14 protein-coding genes are annotated in these 14,772 nt (G+C 55.1%); 9 read left to right on the top strand and 5 right to left on the bottom strand.

What is annotated here, in order from left to right; all coding sequences use genetic code 11:
- The first annotated feature begins 180 nt into the window (after positions 1-180).
- Genes AACY08_RS01365 through AACY08_RS01350 form a run of 4 tightly spaced genes read left to right on the top strand, consistent with a single transcriptional unit; the run spans position 181 to position 4,846 of the window.
- The gene (locus tag AACY08_RS01365) at positions 181-654 is read left to right on the top strand and encodes a MarR family winged helix-turn-helix transcriptional regulator (RefSeq protein ID WP_339467484.1); all 474 of its coding nucleotides are present in this window, start codon (positions 181-183) and stop codon (positions 652-654) included.
- Positions 651-2,102 (top strand): efflux transporter outer membrane subunit, encoded by a 1,452-nt coding sequence (locus tag AACY08_RS01360; protein WP_339467482.1) that lies wholly within the window; start codon positions 651-653, stop codon positions 2,100-2,102. The genes AACY08_RS01365 and AACY08_RS01360 overlap by 4 nt, the downstream gene beginning before the upstream one ends.
- A 15-nt stretch (positions 2,103-2,117) precedes the next feature.
- The gene (locus tag AACY08_RS01355; protein ID WP_339437225.1) at positions 2,118-3,317 is read left to right on the top strand and encodes an HlyD family secretion protein; all 1,200 of its coding nucleotides are present in this window, start codon (positions 2,118-2,120) and stop codon (positions 3,315-3,317) included.
- Positions 3,317-4,846 (top strand): DHA2 family efflux MFS transporter permease subunit, encoded by a 1,530-nt coding sequence (locus AACY08_RS01350; RefSeq protein WP_339467480.1) that lies wholly within the window; start codon positions 3,317-3,319, stop codon positions 4,844-4,846. The genes AACY08_RS01355 and AACY08_RS01350 overlap by 1 nt, the downstream gene beginning before the upstream one ends.
- Positions 4,847-4,907: 61 nt before the next feature.
- On the opposite strand, the gene lpxH is transcribed toward AACY08_RS01350, so the two are convergent.
- Both lpxH and AACY08_RS01340 read right to left on the bottom strand, forming a co-directional pair.
- Positions 4,908-5,690, bottom strand: coding sequence for a UDP-2,3-diacylglucosamine diphosphatase (gene lpxH / locus AACY08_RS01345; protein ID WP_339467479.1), 783 nt, complete (start codon positions 5,688-5,690; stop codon positions 4,908-4,910).
- Positions 5,687-6,190: a peptidylprolyl isomerase gene (locus tag AACY08_RS01340; protein WP_016977438.1), complete on the bottom strand. Its 504-nt coding sequence runs from the start codon at positions 6,188-6,190 to the stop codon at positions 5,687-5,689. The genes lpxH and AACY08_RS01340 overlap by 4 nt, the downstream gene beginning before the upstream one ends.
- Before the next feature lie 248 nt (positions 6,191-6,438).
- Here AACY08_RS01340 and AACY08_RS01335 point away from each other — a divergent pair, with 248 nt between their 5' ends.
- From AACY08_RS01335 to AACY08_RS01320, 5 genes are all read left to right on the top strand, one after another.
- The gene (locus AACY08_RS01335) at positions 6,439-8,139 is read left to right on the top strand and encodes a glutamine--tRNA ligase/YqeY domain fusion protein (protein ID WP_339467477.1); all 1,701 of its coding nucleotides are present in this window, start codon (positions 6,439-6,441) and stop codon (positions 8,137-8,139) included.
- Positions 8,140-8,176: 37 nt separating this feature from the next.
- Positions 8,177-9,565 carry a cysteine--tRNA ligase gene (gene cysS, locus AACY08_RS01330; protein WP_339467476.1) on the top strand — a complete coding sequence of 463 codons (1,389 nt, stop codon included), beginning with the start codon at positions 8,177-8,179 and terminating at the stop codon, positions 9,563-9,565.
- A gap of 241 nt (positions 9,566-9,806) precedes the next feature.
- Positions 9,807-10,757, top strand: a complete 951-nt coding sequence (locus AACY08_RS01325) for an ABC-three component system protein (RefSeq protein ID WP_339467474.1) — start codon at positions 9,807-9,809, stop codon at positions 10,755-10,757.
- Complete coding sequence (locus AACY08_RS30335) at positions 10,738-10,977, top strand: ABC-three component system middle component 8 (protein WP_095016757.1); 240 nt, start codon at positions 10,738-10,740, stop codon at positions 10,975-10,977. Before AACY08_RS01325 ends, AACY08_RS30335 begins: the two co-directional genes overlap by 20 nt.
- Entirely contained in the window at positions 10,974-12,758 is a 1,785-nt protein-coding gene (locus AACY08_RS01320; protein WP_339467473.1) for a DUF2326 domain-containing protein, read from the top strand. Before AACY08_RS30335 ends, AACY08_RS01320 begins: the two co-directional genes overlap by 4 nt.
- An 81-nt stretch (positions 12,759-12,839) precedes the next feature.
- Here the strand turns inward: AACY08_RS01320 and AACY08_RS30330 are convergent, their stop codons facing one another.
- From AACY08_RS30330 to AACY08_RS01310, 3 genes are all read right to left on the bottom strand, one after another.
- On the bottom strand, positions 12,840-13,166 hold the full coding sequence (locus tag AACY08_RS30330) for a DUF6124 family protein (protein ID WP_445262014.1): 327 nt from the start codon (positions 13,164-13,166) through the stop codon (positions 12,840-12,842).
- 301 nt (positions 13,167-13,467) lie between these two features.
- The gene (locus tag AACY08_RS01315; protein ID WP_339467471.1) at positions 13,468-14,166 is read right to left on the bottom strand and encodes a Type 1 glutamine amidotransferase-like domain-containing protein; all 699 of its coding nucleotides are present in this window, start codon (positions 14,164-14,166) and stop codon (positions 13,468-13,470) included.
- 44 nt (positions 14,167-14,210) lie between these two features.
- A complete protein-coding gene (locus AACY08_RS01310) occupies positions 14,211-14,762 on the bottom strand; it encodes a dihydrofolate reductase family protein (RefSeq protein WP_339467468.1) in 552 nt (183 codons plus the stop codon).
- Between the last annotated feature and the right edge of the window lie 10 nt (positions 14,763-14,772).

Below are 14,772 nucleotides of genomic sequence, written 5' to 3'. Positions count from 1 at the left end.
GGCGCGATTCAAAGCTGTGGGAGCAAACAGATGTGGGCGCTAGCGGCCACATCCGTTTGCATTTCAAACCGCTCATCGTGAAATTACCAAGCAAGCTAACTATTCCATTTGACATTCGCTGCCTAAGCAGTAATATCTCGTCACACATTCACTGCCTAGGCAGTAATAAGGTGACTTCCGATGAAACACTTCACCCCGGATAACTTCCACAACTGCCACCTGGGGCTCTTGCTCGGGCGCGCCGCAATCCTCAAAGACCGCATCATCGACACCCACATGGAACCCCACGGCATCACCGCCGCGCAGTTCAAGGTGTTGATCATCATGGCTCAGTTCGGCGTCGACACCCCGGCGGAGCTGTGCCGCCACCTGTCTTTGGACAGCGGTTCAATGACCCGCATGCTCGACCGCCTGGCGCAGAAGGGGCTGCTGGATCGCAAGCGTTCAGAGCTGGATCGACGTCAAGTGCAGCTTGTGCTCACGTCCGACGGCCAGCGCCTGGCAGACATGCTGCCGTTCATCGGCGCCGATGCGTTAAACCAGTTGGCCGGCGCATTGGAACCGGGTGAGTTGGAAACCCTGGAAAAGATCCTCAAGAAAATTCTGATAGCTGCAGGTGATCCCATCACTATCCAGCGGGTAGGTAACCAATGAACACACGCGCCCTTTGCCTGGTGCTGGTGGCCATGAGCATGGCCGGTTGCGCCAACTACAGCGGCCTCGACACCCAGGGCAAACGCCTTGACGCCAATACCTTGCAAACCGGCAAGTCCTTGGGTGGCGTGACCCTGTCGAGTGCCGCCTGGCCCAGCGCCGACTGGTGGAAAAACCTCGGCGACCCGCAGCTCGACGGCTTGATCCAGGAAGCCCTGCAAAACAGCCCCGACATGCAAGTCGCCAGCGCCCGTGCCCATCAGGCCGAAGCCGCCGCTTACGCCGCCAATGCCGAGCGCATGCCGACCCTGGATGCCAGCGCTGGTGTGAGCCGCTCGCGTCTGGCCAAAGACCAGGACCCGCGCGGCGAAGGCGATGCCTATTCGACCGTGCGCAACATCGGCGCCAGCTTTAATTACAACTTCGACCTCTGGGGCGGCCAGCGCGCTGCCTGGGAAGCCGCGTTGGGCGAGGCTCGCGCCGCCCAGGTTGATCAGCAGGCGGCGCGCCTGACCCTGGCCGCCAACGTCGCCAAGGCCTACAGCGACTTGGGCCAGGCGCATATCGTGCGTGACCTGGCCAATGACGACCTCAAACGCACCCGGCAGATGCTTGACCTGAGCAAACGCCGCCTGGACTCGGGTGTCGACAGCCAGTACCAGTACCAACAGACCGAAAGCCTGGAAGCCAGCTCGCAGTCGCAACTGATCGACGCGGAAAAGCAACTGCAGAGCGCGAAAATCGCCCTGGCGGTGCTGCTCGGCAAAGGCCCGGACCGTGGCAATGAGCTGGCCCGTCCCAACGTACTCAAGCCCAGCGCGGTCGCCGTGCCTTCAGTGCTGCCGGCTGAGCTGCTGGGCCGTCGCCCGGATCTGATCGCCGCGCGCTGGCGCGTCGAGGCAGCGGGCAAGAGTATCGATGCCAGCAAAACCCGCTTCTACCCCAACCTCAACCTGAGCGCGAGCGCCGGGGCCGAGTCGTTGCTGGGGGATGCGATGTTTGGTTCGGCCAGCCGCTTTTTCAATATCGCGCCGACGATCTCGCTGCCGATCTTCGACGGCGGCCGCCTGCGCGCCGACCTCGATGCCCGCGACGCCGACTACGACCTGGCCGTGGCCCAGTACAACAAGACCCTGGTGCAAGCCCTTGGCGATATCGGCAACACCCTTTCGCAACTGCGCGATACCGGCCGGCAGATCCAGGCTCAGCAACACGCAGCGGACATTGCCCAGCAGTCCTACGACACAGGCGTTCAACGTTACAGCGCCGGGATCGGTAACTACCTGGATGTGCTCAGCATCGAGCAGCAGTTGCTGCAGGCCCAGCGCCAACTGGCGAGCCTGAATGCGGCGCAGATCGATCTGTCGATTCAATTGATGCAGGCCCTGGGTGGCGGATACCACGCCAACAATGTGGCCGCGACCACCCCAGCCACACGCTCGGAATAATTTGAGGTATTTGTCATGGCCACTGCCGACAGCAACACCGCAACTGAACAACCCAAGGACAACAACCCACGCAAACGCAAAGTGATGCTGATCGGCCTGGCGCTGATCGTCATCCTTGGCGTCGTGGGCGTGTGGGGCTGGTATGAGCTCTACGGCCGCTTCAACGAAAGCACCGACGACGCCTATGTGAACGGCAACGTGGTGGAAATCACCCCGCTGGTCACCGGTACCGTGGTGAGCATCGGCGCCGACGATGGCGATTTGGTCCATGAAGGCCAAGTGCTGATCAACTTCGACCCGAACGACGCGGCCGTCGGCCTGCAAAGTGCCCAGGCCAACCTGGCCCGCACGGTGCGTCAGGTGCGTGGTTTATACAGCAACGTCGACGGCATGAAGGCCCAAGTCAATGCGCAGAAAGCCGACGTGCAAACGGCCCAGGACAATTACAACCGTCGTAAAACCCTGGCCCAGGGCGGGGCGATTTCCCGGGAAGAACTGTCCCACGCCCGTGACAGCCTGACGGCGGCGAAAAACGCCCTGACCAACCTTGAGCAGCAACTCAAGACCAGCAATGCGCTGGTGGATGACACCGTGATCTCGTCCCACCCGGACGTGCAGGCCGCCGCCGCGCAACTGCGCCAGGCGTACCTGACCAATGCACGCAGCACCCTGATTGCCCCGGTCACCGGCTACGTGGCCAAGCGCACCGTGCAACTGGGCCAGCGCGTACAGCCCGGCACGGCGTTGATGGCGGTGATTCCACTCAACCAGCTGTGGATCGATGCCAACTTCAAGGAAACCCAGCTGCGCGATATGCGTATTGGCCAGCCGGTGGACATCGAGTCGGACATTTACGGCAGTGACGTGAAGTACAGCGGTACTGTGGACAGCCTTGGCGCCGGTACCGGCAGCGCATTTGCCCTGCTGCCGGCGCAGAACGCCACCGGTAACTGGATCAAGATCGTGCAACGGGTGCCGGTGCGCATCCACATCAACGCCGACGAGTTGGCCAAACACCCGCTTCGGGTGGGCTTGAGCACCGTGGTCAATGTGGACCTGCACGACCAGAGCGGCCCGGTACTGGCGCAACAGGCGCCGCAAAAGGCGTCGTTCACCACCAATGTGTATGACGGCCAATTGGCCGAGGCGGATGCCATGATCAAGCAGTTGATTCATGACAACAGCACCGCCGCACCCAAGGCTGCGCAACGCTGATGAGCAATAACGCCTCCTTCACGCCACCCAGCCTGTTGATGGCCACTATTGGCCTGTCGCTGGCGACCTTTATGCAGGTGCTCGACACCACCATCGCCAACGTCGCGTTGCCGACTATTTCCGGCAACCTCGGCGTGAGTTCGGAGCAGGGCACCTGGGTCATCACCTCGTTCGCCGTGAGCAACGCCATTGCCCTGCCACTTACCGGTTGGCTGAGCCGCCGTTTTGGCGAGGTGAAGCTGTTTCTGTGGGCGACCATTCTGTTTGTGCTGGCCTCGTTCCTGTGCGGTATTTCCACCTCGATGCCCGAGCTGATCGGTTTTCGGGTGCTGCAAGGTTTGGTCGCGGGGCCGCTGTACCCCATGACCCAGACCTTGCTGATCGCCGTGTACCCGCCGGCCAGGCGCGGCATGGCCCTGGCGTTATTGGCGATGGTCACGGTGGTGGCGCCGATTGCCGGTCCCATCCTCGGCGGCTGGATCACCGACAGCTACAGCTGGCCGTGGATCTTCTTTATCAACGTGCCCATCGGCATCTTTGCGGTGCTGGTGGTGCGTTCGCAGTTGAAGAAGCGCCCGGTCGAGACCAGTTACCAGCCGATGGACTACGTTGGGTTACTGAGCCTGATTGTCGGTGTCGGCGCCTTGCAGATCATTCTCGACAAGGGCAATGACCTGGACTGGTTCGAATCCAACTTCATCATCATTGGCGCGGCGATTTCGGTGATTGCGCTGGCGGTGTTCGTCATCTGGGAAATGACCGACAAACACCCGGTGGTGAATCTGCGACTGTTTGCCTACCGTAACTTCCGTATCGGCACCATTGTGCTGATTCTGGGCTACTCGGGCTTCTTCGGTATCAACCTGATCCTGCCGCAATGGCTGCAGACCCAGATGGGTTACACCGCTACCTGGGCAGGCCTGGCGGTGGCGCCGATTGGCATTCTGCCGGTGCTGATGTCGCCGTTTGTCGGCAAATACGCGCACAAGTTCGACCTGCGCCTGCTGGCAGGCCTGGCGTTCCTGGCGATTGGCTTGAGCTGCTTTATGCGTGCTGGCTTCACCAATGAAGTGGACTTCACGCACATCGCCCTGGTGCAGCTGTTCATGGGCATCGGCGTGGCGCTGTTCTTCATGCCGACCTTGAGCATCCTGATGTCCGACCTGCCGCCCAGCCAGATCGCCGACGGTGCGGGCCTGGCGACGTTCCTGCGTACCCTGGGCGGCAGCTTTGCGGCCTCGCTGACCACCTGGATCTGGATTCGCCGGGCGGACCAGCACCATGCGTACATGAGCGAAAACATGACCACCTACGACCCGGCGACCCGCGACGCGTTGCAGGCGCTGGGTGGGGCAGGGCACAAGGCGTATGCGCAACTGGATCAAATCCTCACCAGCCAGGCGTACATGATGTCCACCGTGGATTACTTCACGTTGTTGGGGTGGATGTTCATGGGGTTGATGTTGTTGGTGTGGTTGGCGAAGCCGCCGTTTGGTGCGAAGGCTGGGCCGGAGGCCTCCGGCCACTGAGGATGTACTCGATCCATGTGGGAGCTGGCTTGCCTGAGATAGCATCACCTCCGTGCTCTTGTTACACCGAGGTGCCTGCATCGCGGGCAAGCCCGGCTCCCACAGGCAGCGCCAACTGCGGGTTCACAAAATCAAACGCCGCCAACTGAAACCCTTGCTCATCCACCTGCAGCGCCCAGCCTTGCTTATCCCAATCCCCCAGCACAATACGCTTGGCCGCCTGCTCACCAATCTGCAACTTGTGAATGGCGGGACGGTGCGTATGGCCGTGGACCAGGGTGCGCACGCCAAATTTTTGCATCACCCGTGGTACTTCTTCGGGGGTCACATCAACAATGTCGTTGGCCTTCATGCGCGTCTGCGCACGGCTTTCACTGCGCAGCTTGCGCGCCAGCTTGTGCCGGGTGCGCAATGGCAGGTGGCGCAGGATAAACAGCAAAATCGGGTTACGCAGGATGCGCCGCAGCTTCATATAGCCAACGTCGCGGGTGCAGAGGCTATCGCCATGCATCAACAGCACAGGCTCGCCATGGAGCTGCACGACACTCGGGTCCTTGAGCAGGGTGGCGCCGGCTGCTGTGCAGAACGCCTTGCCAATCAGGAAATCGCGGTTGCCATGCATGATAAAAATCGGGGTGCCGCTGTCGCTCAGTTCGCGTAGAGCCGCGCAAATCGAACGCTGGAACGGTGTCATACCGTCGTCGCCAATCCAGGCTTCAAAGAAGTCCCCCAGAATGTACAACGCCTGGGCGCCACGGGCGCGGCCATGGAGCAGATCCAGAAACGCCCGGGTGATGTCCGGGCGCGTATCGATCAGATGCAAATCTGAAATCAGCAATATCACCCAACGATCTCGGCTTTCTCGACGATAACGTCTTCTACCGGAACGTCCTGGTGGCCGGCTTTACCGGTGGTTTGCACGCCTTTGATCTTGTCAACGACGTCCTGGCCTTCGGTCACTTTACCGAATACCGCGTAACCCCAGCCCTGCACGTTCTTGCCGCTGTGGTTGAGGAAGGCGTTGTCTGCCACGTTGATGAAGAACTGCGCGGAGGCCGAATGCGGCTCCATGGTACGGGCCATGGCGACGGTGTACTTGTCGTTGGAAAGGCCGTTGTCCGCTTCGTTCTGGATGCTTGGGCGCTTGTCTTTCTTTTCTTTCATGCCAGGTTCGAAACCGCCGCCCTGGACCATGAAGTTGCCGATGACGCGGTGGAAAACAGTGTTTTCGTAGTGGCCGGCGTTAACGTATTCGATGAAGTTGGCGACGGTGATCGGCGCTTTTTCGGCGTTCAGCTCGATGACGATGTCACCGTGGTTGGTGGTCAGTTTGACTTGAGTCATGTTCACTACTCTTTTCAGGGAATTCGTGGGTTTGGGTGCCTGGGCACCACGACCGGTATGGCGAAGTTGCGGCCAAGACGCGCAGTTTAGCGTGCCTTGCAGGAATTTCGAGGTGGTTTTTTACCGCCTATGCAATAAATGCAGCCGTTTTCAGTGCTTCTCTGTCAGGTGCTTGACAGCATCGGCTATGATATCGCCTTTGTTTTGTCGGCCTAGCCCGGCCACGTACTTGTCTGTTCAAGGATCCTATGAGCAAGCCCACTGTCGACCCTACCTCGAATGCCAAGGCCGGACCTGCCGTCCCGGTCAATTTCCTGCGCCCGATCATCCAGGCGGACCTGGATTCGGGCAAGCACACGCAGATTGTCACCCGCTTCCCGCCAGAGCCCAACGGCTACCTGCACATCGGTCACGCCAAGTCGATCTGTGTGAACTTCGGCCTGGCCCAGGAATTCGGCGGCGTCACGCACCTGCGTTTCGACGATACCAACCCGGCCAAGGAAGACCAGGAATACATCGACGCCATCGAAAGCGACATCAAGTGGCTGGGCTTCGAGTGGTCCGGTGAAGTGCGCTATGCGTCCAAGTATTTCGACCAGTTGTTTGACTGGGCGGTCGAGCTGATCAAGGCCGGCAAGGCCTATGTCGACGACCTGACCCCGGAGCAAGCCAAGGAATACCGTGGCACCCTGACCGAACCGGGCAAGAACAGCCCGTTCCGCGACCGTTCGGTGGAAGAGAACCTGGACCTGTTCGCCCGCATGCGCGCGGGTGAGTTCCCGGACGGCGCCCGCGTACTGCGTGCCAAGATCGACATGGCCTCGCCGAACATGAACCTGCGCGACCCGATCATGTACCGCATCCGCCACGCCCATCACCATCAGACCGGTGACAAGTGGTGCATCTACCCCAACTACGACTTTACCCACGGTCAGTCCGACGCCATTGAAGGCATCACCCACTCCATCTGCACCCTGGAGTTTGAAAGCCATCGCCCGTTGTATGAGTGGTTCCTCGACAGCCTGCCGGTACCGGCGCACCCGCGTCAGTACGAATTCAGCCGCCTGAACCTGAACTACACCATCACCAGCAAGCGCAAGCTCAAGCAACTGGTCGATGAAAAGCACGTGCATGGCTGGGATGACCCGCGCATGTCGACGCTGTCGGGCTTCCGCCGTCGTGGCTACACGCCTGCGTCGATCCGCAACTTTTGCGACATGGTCGGCACCAACCGTTCCGACGGCGTGGTTGACTTCGGCATGCTCGAATTCAGCATCCGCCAGGACCTCGACGCGAACGCCCCGCGCGCCATGTGCGTGCTGCGTCCGTTGAAAATTGTGATCACCAACTACCCGGAAGACAAAGTCGAGCACCTCGAACTGCCGCGTCATCCGCAAAAAGAAGAACTCGGCGTGCGCAAGCTGCCGTTCGCCCGTGAAATCTACATCGACCGCGATGACTTCATGGAAGAACCGCCAAAAGGCTACAAACGCCTGGAGCCAAACGGCGAAGTGCGCCTGCGCGGCAGCTACGTGATCCGTGCCGATGAAGCGATCAAGGACACCGATGGCAACATCGTCGAACTGCGTTGCTCGTACGACCCGGAAACCCTCGGCAAGAACCCTGAAGGCCGCAAGGTCAAGGGCGTGGTCCACTGGGTGCCGGCGGCTGCCAGCATCGAGTGCGAAGTGCGCCTGTACGATCGTCTGTTCCGCTCGCCGAACCCTGAAAAGGCCGAAGACAGCGCGAGTTTCCTCGACAACATCAACCCTGACTCCCTGCAAGTACTCACGGGCTGTCGTGCCGAGCCCTCGTTGGCCGACGCACAGCCGGAAGACCGTTTCCAGTTCGAGCGCGAAGGTTACTTCTGCGCGGATATCAAGGACTCGAAACCCGGTCAGCCGGTATTCAACCGTACCGTGACCTTGCGTGATTCGTGGGGCCAGTGAAGCCTTTGGCGGCTTTGCGTAGAAAGAAGGATTTGTCGTGCTAACGATCTACAACACACTCAGCAAGACCAAAGAAGTCTTCAAACCGCTGGATGGCAACAAGGTGCGCATGTACGTGTGCGGCATGACCGTATACGACTACTGCCACATCGGCCACGGCCGCAGCATGGTTGCCTTCGACCTGGTGACCCGCTGGTTGCGTTTCAGCGGCTATGACTTGACGTACGTGCGCAACATCACCGACATCGACGATAAGATCATCAACCGCGCCAATGAAAACGGCGAGTCGTTCGACGCGCTGACCGAGCGCATGATCGCCGCCATGCACGAGGATGAGGCGCGCCTCAACATCCTCAAACCGGACATGGAGCCGCGCGCCACGGACCACATCCCTGGCATGCATGCGATGATCCAGACCCTGATCGACAAGGGTTACGCCTACGCCCCAGGCAATGGCGACGTGTACTACCGCGTCGCCAAGTTCATGGGCTACGGCAAGCTGTCGCGCAAGAAAATCGAAGACCTGCGCATCGGCGCACGCATCGAAGTCGATGAAGCCAAGCAAGATCCGCTCGACTTCGTGCTGTGGAAAGCTACCAAGCCGGGCGAGCCAAGCTGGGAATCGCCATGGGGTGCGGGCCGTCCGGGCTGGCACATCGAATGCTCGGTGATGTCCACCTGCTGCCTGGGTGAGACCTTCGACATTCATGGCGGCGGCAGCGACCTTGAGTTCCCGCACCACGAAAACGAAATCGCCCAAAGCGAAGCTGCTACTGGCAAAACCTACGCCAACGCCTGGATGCACTGCGGCATGATCCGCATCAATGGCGAGAAGATGTCCAAGTCCTTGAACAACTTCTTCACCATTCGCGACGTGCTGGAAAAATACCCTCCGGAAGTCGTGCGTTACCTGCTGGTGTCGAGCCATTACCGCAGCGCCATCAACTACTCGGAAGACAACCTCAAGGACGCCAAAGGCGCCCTGGAGCGCTTCTACCATGCGTTGAAAGGCTTGCCATCCGTGGCGCCTGCCGGCGGCGAAGCGTTCGTGGCACGGTTTACCGAGGTCATGAACGACGACTTCGGCACACCGGAAGCCTGCGCGGTACTGTTCGAGATGGTGCGCGAGATCAACCGCCTGCGCGAGAGTGATCTCGATGCAGCGGCTGGCCTTGCTGCTCGTTTGAAAGAACTGGCGAGCGTGCTGGGCGTGTTGCAGATGGAAGCCGATGACTTCCTGCAAGCCGGCGCCGAAGGGCGTGTGGATGCGGCTGAAGTGGATGCGCTGATCCAGGCGCGTCTGGCTGCGCGTGCCAATAAAGACTGGGCGGAATCCGACCGTATCCGTGACCAACTGACCGCGATGGGTGTGGTGTTGGAAGACGGGAAGGGTGTGACGACGTGGCGGTTGGCTGATCAGGCCTGATCGGTAAACGCTGAACAAAAAACGCCCCGACTGGTTCGGGGCGTTTTTTTTTGGCTGTTTTAGCTTGGTACTTGATGCCCAGAGTCGAATGTAGCCCACCTACTGATATCCAAGGTTCTCTTGCAGTCATAGGTGTGCCTCTGTAATGATGATGGCATTATGATTGTTCGTTTGCGGTGAGTGATTTATAACGTTCAGATGGAAAGGGCTGGAAACCGCCTTTTTTACAGGGAGTAGGTGAGTGAGATTTCAGTACAGTCATTTGTCACCTGGACAGTTCGAGTCATTGGTGATCCATCTCTGCTATGAGTTGCTTGGGTTTGGTACTGAAACTTTTTCCGATGGGAAAGATGGTGGGCGAGACTCGAGGTTTGAAGGTAAGGCTAATTCATACCCAAGCATTGTTGAGCCTTGGACGGGGGTGACGATAATACAAGCAAAGCATACTTCTGCATATAATAAAAAATTTTCAGATGGTGAGTTTTTTGGATCCGCCTCCTCAGAAATTGATGGTGAAATCCCTAAAATTATTAAGTTGATAGAAAGCGATTTACTAAAAAACTATTTTTTATTTTCTAATAGGAAGCTGCCGGCTAATGCGGCTTCAAATATACGAAACTATATATCTGTTCAGACTGGTTTGGAGTCTTCCAGTGTTGGGTTGGTCGGTGTTGAGCAGTTTGAGAACTACTTCAAAAGATTTAAGCATATCCCTGAAGCTGTGGGCCTGAATCCATTTGATATGCCACTTAATATCGAGCCGGATGAGTTGGCTGAAATTATTGTAACTCTAAAAAATAATCTCCAGGCGATCAAGGCTGTAGACGCTACGCGCAGAATTGTCAGAGTCAGTTTTGATCGAAAAAATCAGATCAATAATCTCAGTGACTCTTACGGTGGTGTGATCAAGAAGAAAATCGGTGAGATGTATCAGGTTCAAGAATTTCTTGCTATGCCGGAAAATGAAGAGTTGCAAAAGCTATACATGCAAAGCGCTGAAGAGCTTGCAGCAAAAATAAGCGTATTTCATAGCCCAGAACAAAAATTTGAGCATGTTCTAGAAAAAATAATTGATTTGCTCTTAGAGCGTGATAGCGATCTGAGAATGAATAAGCCACTTACAAGGCTAATGATATATTACATGTATTATCATTGCGATATTGGTGAAGAATATGCTGCTGTTGCCAAATAAGAATGCGCACCCCGATTTAACAATATTGTCAGTGTCGGCATTTTTGTTGTCGGTGCTCAGAAAATATAGAGTCCAGCCCTACTCGGACTTATATGGCAAGCTTGTAAGTCATGAAAAGCGTGCGTCTTATTTGTTTGAGAGGGCACTTGAACTATTGTTTTTATTGGGGCTTGTTCAATATCATCCAAGAAATGACATTTTAGAGTATGTAGGGAAATGAAAATATCAAGAATTTATTCAAACTTCGAAAGCGAGTTCAAAACGATTGACTTTTGTAGTGGCTTTAATGTGGTTCTAGGTCAGATATTTCATCCCGGAAATTTACAGAAAGATGCGCATAATCTGGGTAAGTCAAAGCTTGCTGAATTAATAGACTTTTGTCTTCTTAAAGGGCGGAGTCCAGAGTTTTTTCTTTTTAAGTTTCCAACGGTTTTTACTAAATATGTGTTTTTTATTGAGTTGGTTCTAAATTCGGGCGGCTATATAACTATCAGGAGAGGCGTTTCGAAAAATACAAAAATATCGATTAAGAAACACGGCGAGGGTCGTCAGCATTTTCGTGGTGATGGAGTGTCTTGGGATTATGAAGATGAGCCCATTAACATGGCTAAAATGTTGCTGGAATCGTACTTGGATCTTGCCGTTGTTGGCGAGTGGAATTATAGGGATGCAGTAGCTTATTGTCTTCGTTCTCAAGAAGATTATACAGAAGTTTTTAAGCTGGATAAGTTTAGGGGGCAGCATGTATTTTGGAAGCCGTATTTAGGTCATATACTTGGATTTCAAGCACAAACTCTTGTAAGGAATTACGAGCTAAGAAACGAAATAGATCTTCTAGCGGTTAAGCTGGCTGATTTGAAAAAAGTTCTTGGATCTACTCAGGGAGACAAGGGTGAGGTTTTAAGTCAGCATCTTCAAAGTCAAATTGAAATATCTAAAAGTCTGAGTTGGCAGTTGGAAAACCTAAATTTCGATGAGTCAGATAGAAAATATATTGAAGAGTTAACTGGGGAGATTGATGCTGAATTAGAGGACCTAAATAGGGTCAAGTATTATATGACTGCAAGGCTTAGGAAGCTTCAAAAAACTGCAGCGGTAGATAGTGGACGCTTTGACCTTGAGTCTGTTGCTCAGTTGTTTGAGGAGGCAGGCGTGGTGTTCGGTGATCAAATAAAACGCTCCTACTCTGATTTGGTCGAGTTTAATCGCCAGATAACTTCGGAACGTAAGGAATTTGTTCAGCAGCAAACCTTGGAGCTTGAGCAGACGCTTGAGGAGTCCGCAAGTAGAGCAGATGAGCTAAACTCGGAACGATCGAATAAGTTGTCTTATCTGAGTTCGTATGACATTTTTTCCAAGTATAAAGAAGTTGCAGGCAGGTTGGCGGAAATAAATTTAAGTATATCGGAGATTAATAAGGGACTTGAGCTTAGTGAGTCTTTAAAGAAGCTTGAAGAGGACTCTCGAGAGCTGGTTCGTGAAAAAACAGATACGGTTGAGAGGATTCGCGTTAATCGTGAGGAGGTTATCAGCGGCAAGGGAGGTGTTTATAATAAAATTAAAGATGTGTTTGTAGATTGCATTTCAGAAATTTTGAATAAGAGCGGTGCCATAACAACTGAGCAAAATGGCGAAGGGAATCTTGAGTATTTTGCAGGGCTCATCGGTCCTGACGGAATTATTACGGGTGAAAGTGACGGTCATAGTTATAAAAAAATACTTTGCATTGGTTTTGATTTGGCTGTTATGTCTGCTTACTCAGAGGAAAAATTTGTTCGCTTTCTTTATCACGACGGAGGTTTGGAGACGTTAGATGATCGGAAAAAACTTGAGTTTATTGAGTATGTGCGAACAGCTTCTAGCATGAATGGGTTTCAATATATATTGACGGTGATTGAGTCTGACCTTCCTGCGGGATTTAAATTTCCTGACCATGAAGTTGTTCGTGTGCTACATGATGATGGCTCCTCTGGTAGGTTATTCAATATTCCTACTTGGTGAAAGATTTCTATTGATGGCCGGGCGAGCCTATACAAACGCAATAAAGATGCGCCCGGACGGTATGTGGAATTTTTTATCTGCCTATCTAGACGAGCGTTGGTCTAATGCGCGCTCTACCAAGAGCTGAATCCCTTCCAGAATTCGACAAATCCCGAGTGCTACGTCACGCGGAGTGCCTTCGATTTCGAACGCTAGGTGACTAGTGAGCGCCTGAACAGAACCAATGTCCTCCGACGCGTTGACCAGCAGCGTCTCGACGTCTAATCCTTCGCGTACGGTAAATAAACTATGGCCCTCAGTAGACGGCTCTGGTTCCTCAGGTGGGTTCAAGTAGTGGTTAATTGCTCGATGAGCCGCAGTATGAAACGCGGCTGAGTCTGACGGCGGATTCGGACTGTCTTTAATCATGGCGAAGCTCCTAGAGTATTGGAGCCACCACCCATCGCTGCGAAACGATACCCGGGTGGCAGCTGTGCGCAGGTTCGCAGACCGGGACTCTAGGCACCCGGCATACCCGAAGGTATCCCGCGCACAGCCGCCATAACATCAGGCATAAAAAAGCGCCCGCTATCTTGAGGTGGACGCTGTGCGTCTAGAGTTTAACCGGGCTGCGAAACCCGGTCGCTGAGTTTTCAGCGACCACCGAAGATTAGGCAGCCATCTTCCGAGCGACAACCCTAAAACACTGTCGGAAATTTCCTTGCTGCGTTTACCCGCCTGAAGTTTGCAATACCTGTGCTAGGTAGGGGGGGCTTGTACTGACTTTATAGGCGTTACTAGCTGCGTCGTTATAGATCGTCTCGTGATACTCGCCGTCCTTGAAATGCAAAGCGACGCCATCATCGACCGCGTAGGCGGGTTGTATCCCCTCACGCTGAACAAGCTCGACAAACGAGGTTTCCCTTCCTGCTTCTGAGCTGAAATGCGGACACAGTGCTCCTGGCAGCAAGCCCAGGCAGTGAACCAGCGCAAACGCTCCCCCTGAATCGGAATGCCCATGCTCGAACCAGCAAATGGCGCCTGCACTGACACCACACAGGACTTTGCCGTTTTCCCAGGCCTTCTTCAGAGGGTCCACTACAGCAAATTCGCGCCAGATCGCCAACATGGCGCGGGTATTTCCGCCTGGCACGTAAATGATGTCGGCTTGCTCAAAGAGTGATGAAACATGATTGGCGTTGGGGAAGGGTGAAATGAAAAATGCCAGCGTAGTTACGCGACAGCCAGCGCTTTCATATTTGGCGGTGAAATCGGAAATCTTGATTCGGTCATCGCCATTGGCGGTGGAGATATAGAGCACAGTAGGGTGCGTTTTGCCTGATGACGCGACGATGTGTTTATCGATACGCGTCATACGCTGCATGTCTTCGGTGGACTCGCCGCCAATCACAATAATGTGCTTAGTCATCCTGACCTCCTGTCCGTCTTGCGCGATATGAGTGTCTGCCGCCGCTATGAAGATTGCATCACTTGATACCGACTTTGAACAAAACCATTGTCCGACTCATGCGTGCGGATATGGCGAAGCTCAAGTTCTCGACCGATCTGGCTGAAGAGTGGGATTCCTTGCCCGAGTAAAATCGGAATACGCGTAATGATCAGCTCATCGATCAGGCCCGCTTCAAGAAACGCCTGGATCGTTTGGCCACCGTCGATATAGAGATGCTTCATGCCGCGCTCGGCTAACTGTGCCACCAGCGCGATTGGGTCCAGAGACATCACCTCGACCTTGCCCTGCAAATACGCTGGGATTTCTACGGCCTGGTGAGAAAGGGCGATGACCGGCATACCCTCATAGGGCCACTCTGGAAACGACAGGACTTTTTCCAGGGTTTTGCGGCCCATCACCAGCGCATCGACCGTCGCGATGTAGCTTTCATACGTCAGGCCGTTCAACGCTGCCAGCTCATATTCCGGCCGGTGCAGCCACTCGATATCGCCATCTGGCCGGGCGATGAAACCGTCAATGCTTGCGGCGATAAACACGGAACACTTGATATCCATGATGGGAATT

This window comes from Pseudomonas sp. EL_65y_Pfl1_R83, assembly GCF_963970695.1.
Taxonomy (GTDB): Bacteria; Pseudomonadota; Gammaproteobacteria; order Pseudomonadales; family Pseudomonadaceae; genus Aquipseudomonas; species Aquipseudomonas tritici.
Note: the sequence above shows the minus strand (reverse complement) of the source record. Positions and strands in the feature narration are given on the sequence as shown.

Bases quoted from the DNA above. Each gene is read 5' to 3' on its own strand.
- AACY08_RS30330 (WP_445262014.1), bottom strand. From the start codon at position 13,166: ATGATTAAAGACAGTCCGAATCCGCCGTCAGACTCAGCCGCGTTTCAT.
- AACY08_RS01340 (WP_016977438.1), bottom strand. From the start codon at position 6,190: ATGACTCAAGTCAAACTGACCACCAACCACGGTGACATCGTCATCGAG.
- AACY08_RS01320 (WP_339467473.1), top strand. From the start codon at position 10,974: ATGAAAATATCAAGAATTTATTCAAACTTCGAAAGCGAGTTCAAAACG.
- AACY08_RS01315 (WP_339467471.1), bottom strand. From the start codon at position 14,166: ATGACTAAGCACATTATTGTGATTGGCGGCGAGTCCACCGAAGACATG.
- AACY08_RS01365 (WP_339467484.1), top strand. From the start codon at position 181: ATGAAACACTTCACCCCGGATAACTTCCACAACTGCCACCTGGGGCTC.
- AACY08_RS30335 (WP_095016757.1), top strand. From the start codon at position 10,738: ATGCTGCTGTTGCCAAATAAGAATGCGCACCCCGATTTAACAATATTG.
- AACY08_RS01310 (WP_339467468.1), bottom strand. From the start codon at position 14,762: ATGGATATCAAGTGTTCCGTGTTTATCGCCGCAAGCATTGACGGTTTC.
- AACY08_RS01355 (WP_339437225.1), top strand. From the start codon at position 2,118: ATGGCCACTGCCGACAGCAACACCGCAACTGAACAACCCAAGGACAAC.
- AACY08_RS01350 (WP_339467480.1), top strand. From the start codon at position 3,317: ATGAGCAATAACGCCTCCTTCACGCCACCCAGCCTGTTGATGGCCACT.
- AACY08_RS01335 (WP_339467477.1), top strand. From the start codon at position 6,439: ATGAGCAAGCCCACTGTCGACCCTACCTCGAATGCCAAGGCCGGACCT.
- AACY08_RS01360 (WP_339467482.1), top strand. From the start codon at position 651: ATGAACACACGCGCCCTTTGCCTGGTGCTGGTGGCCATGAGCATGGCC.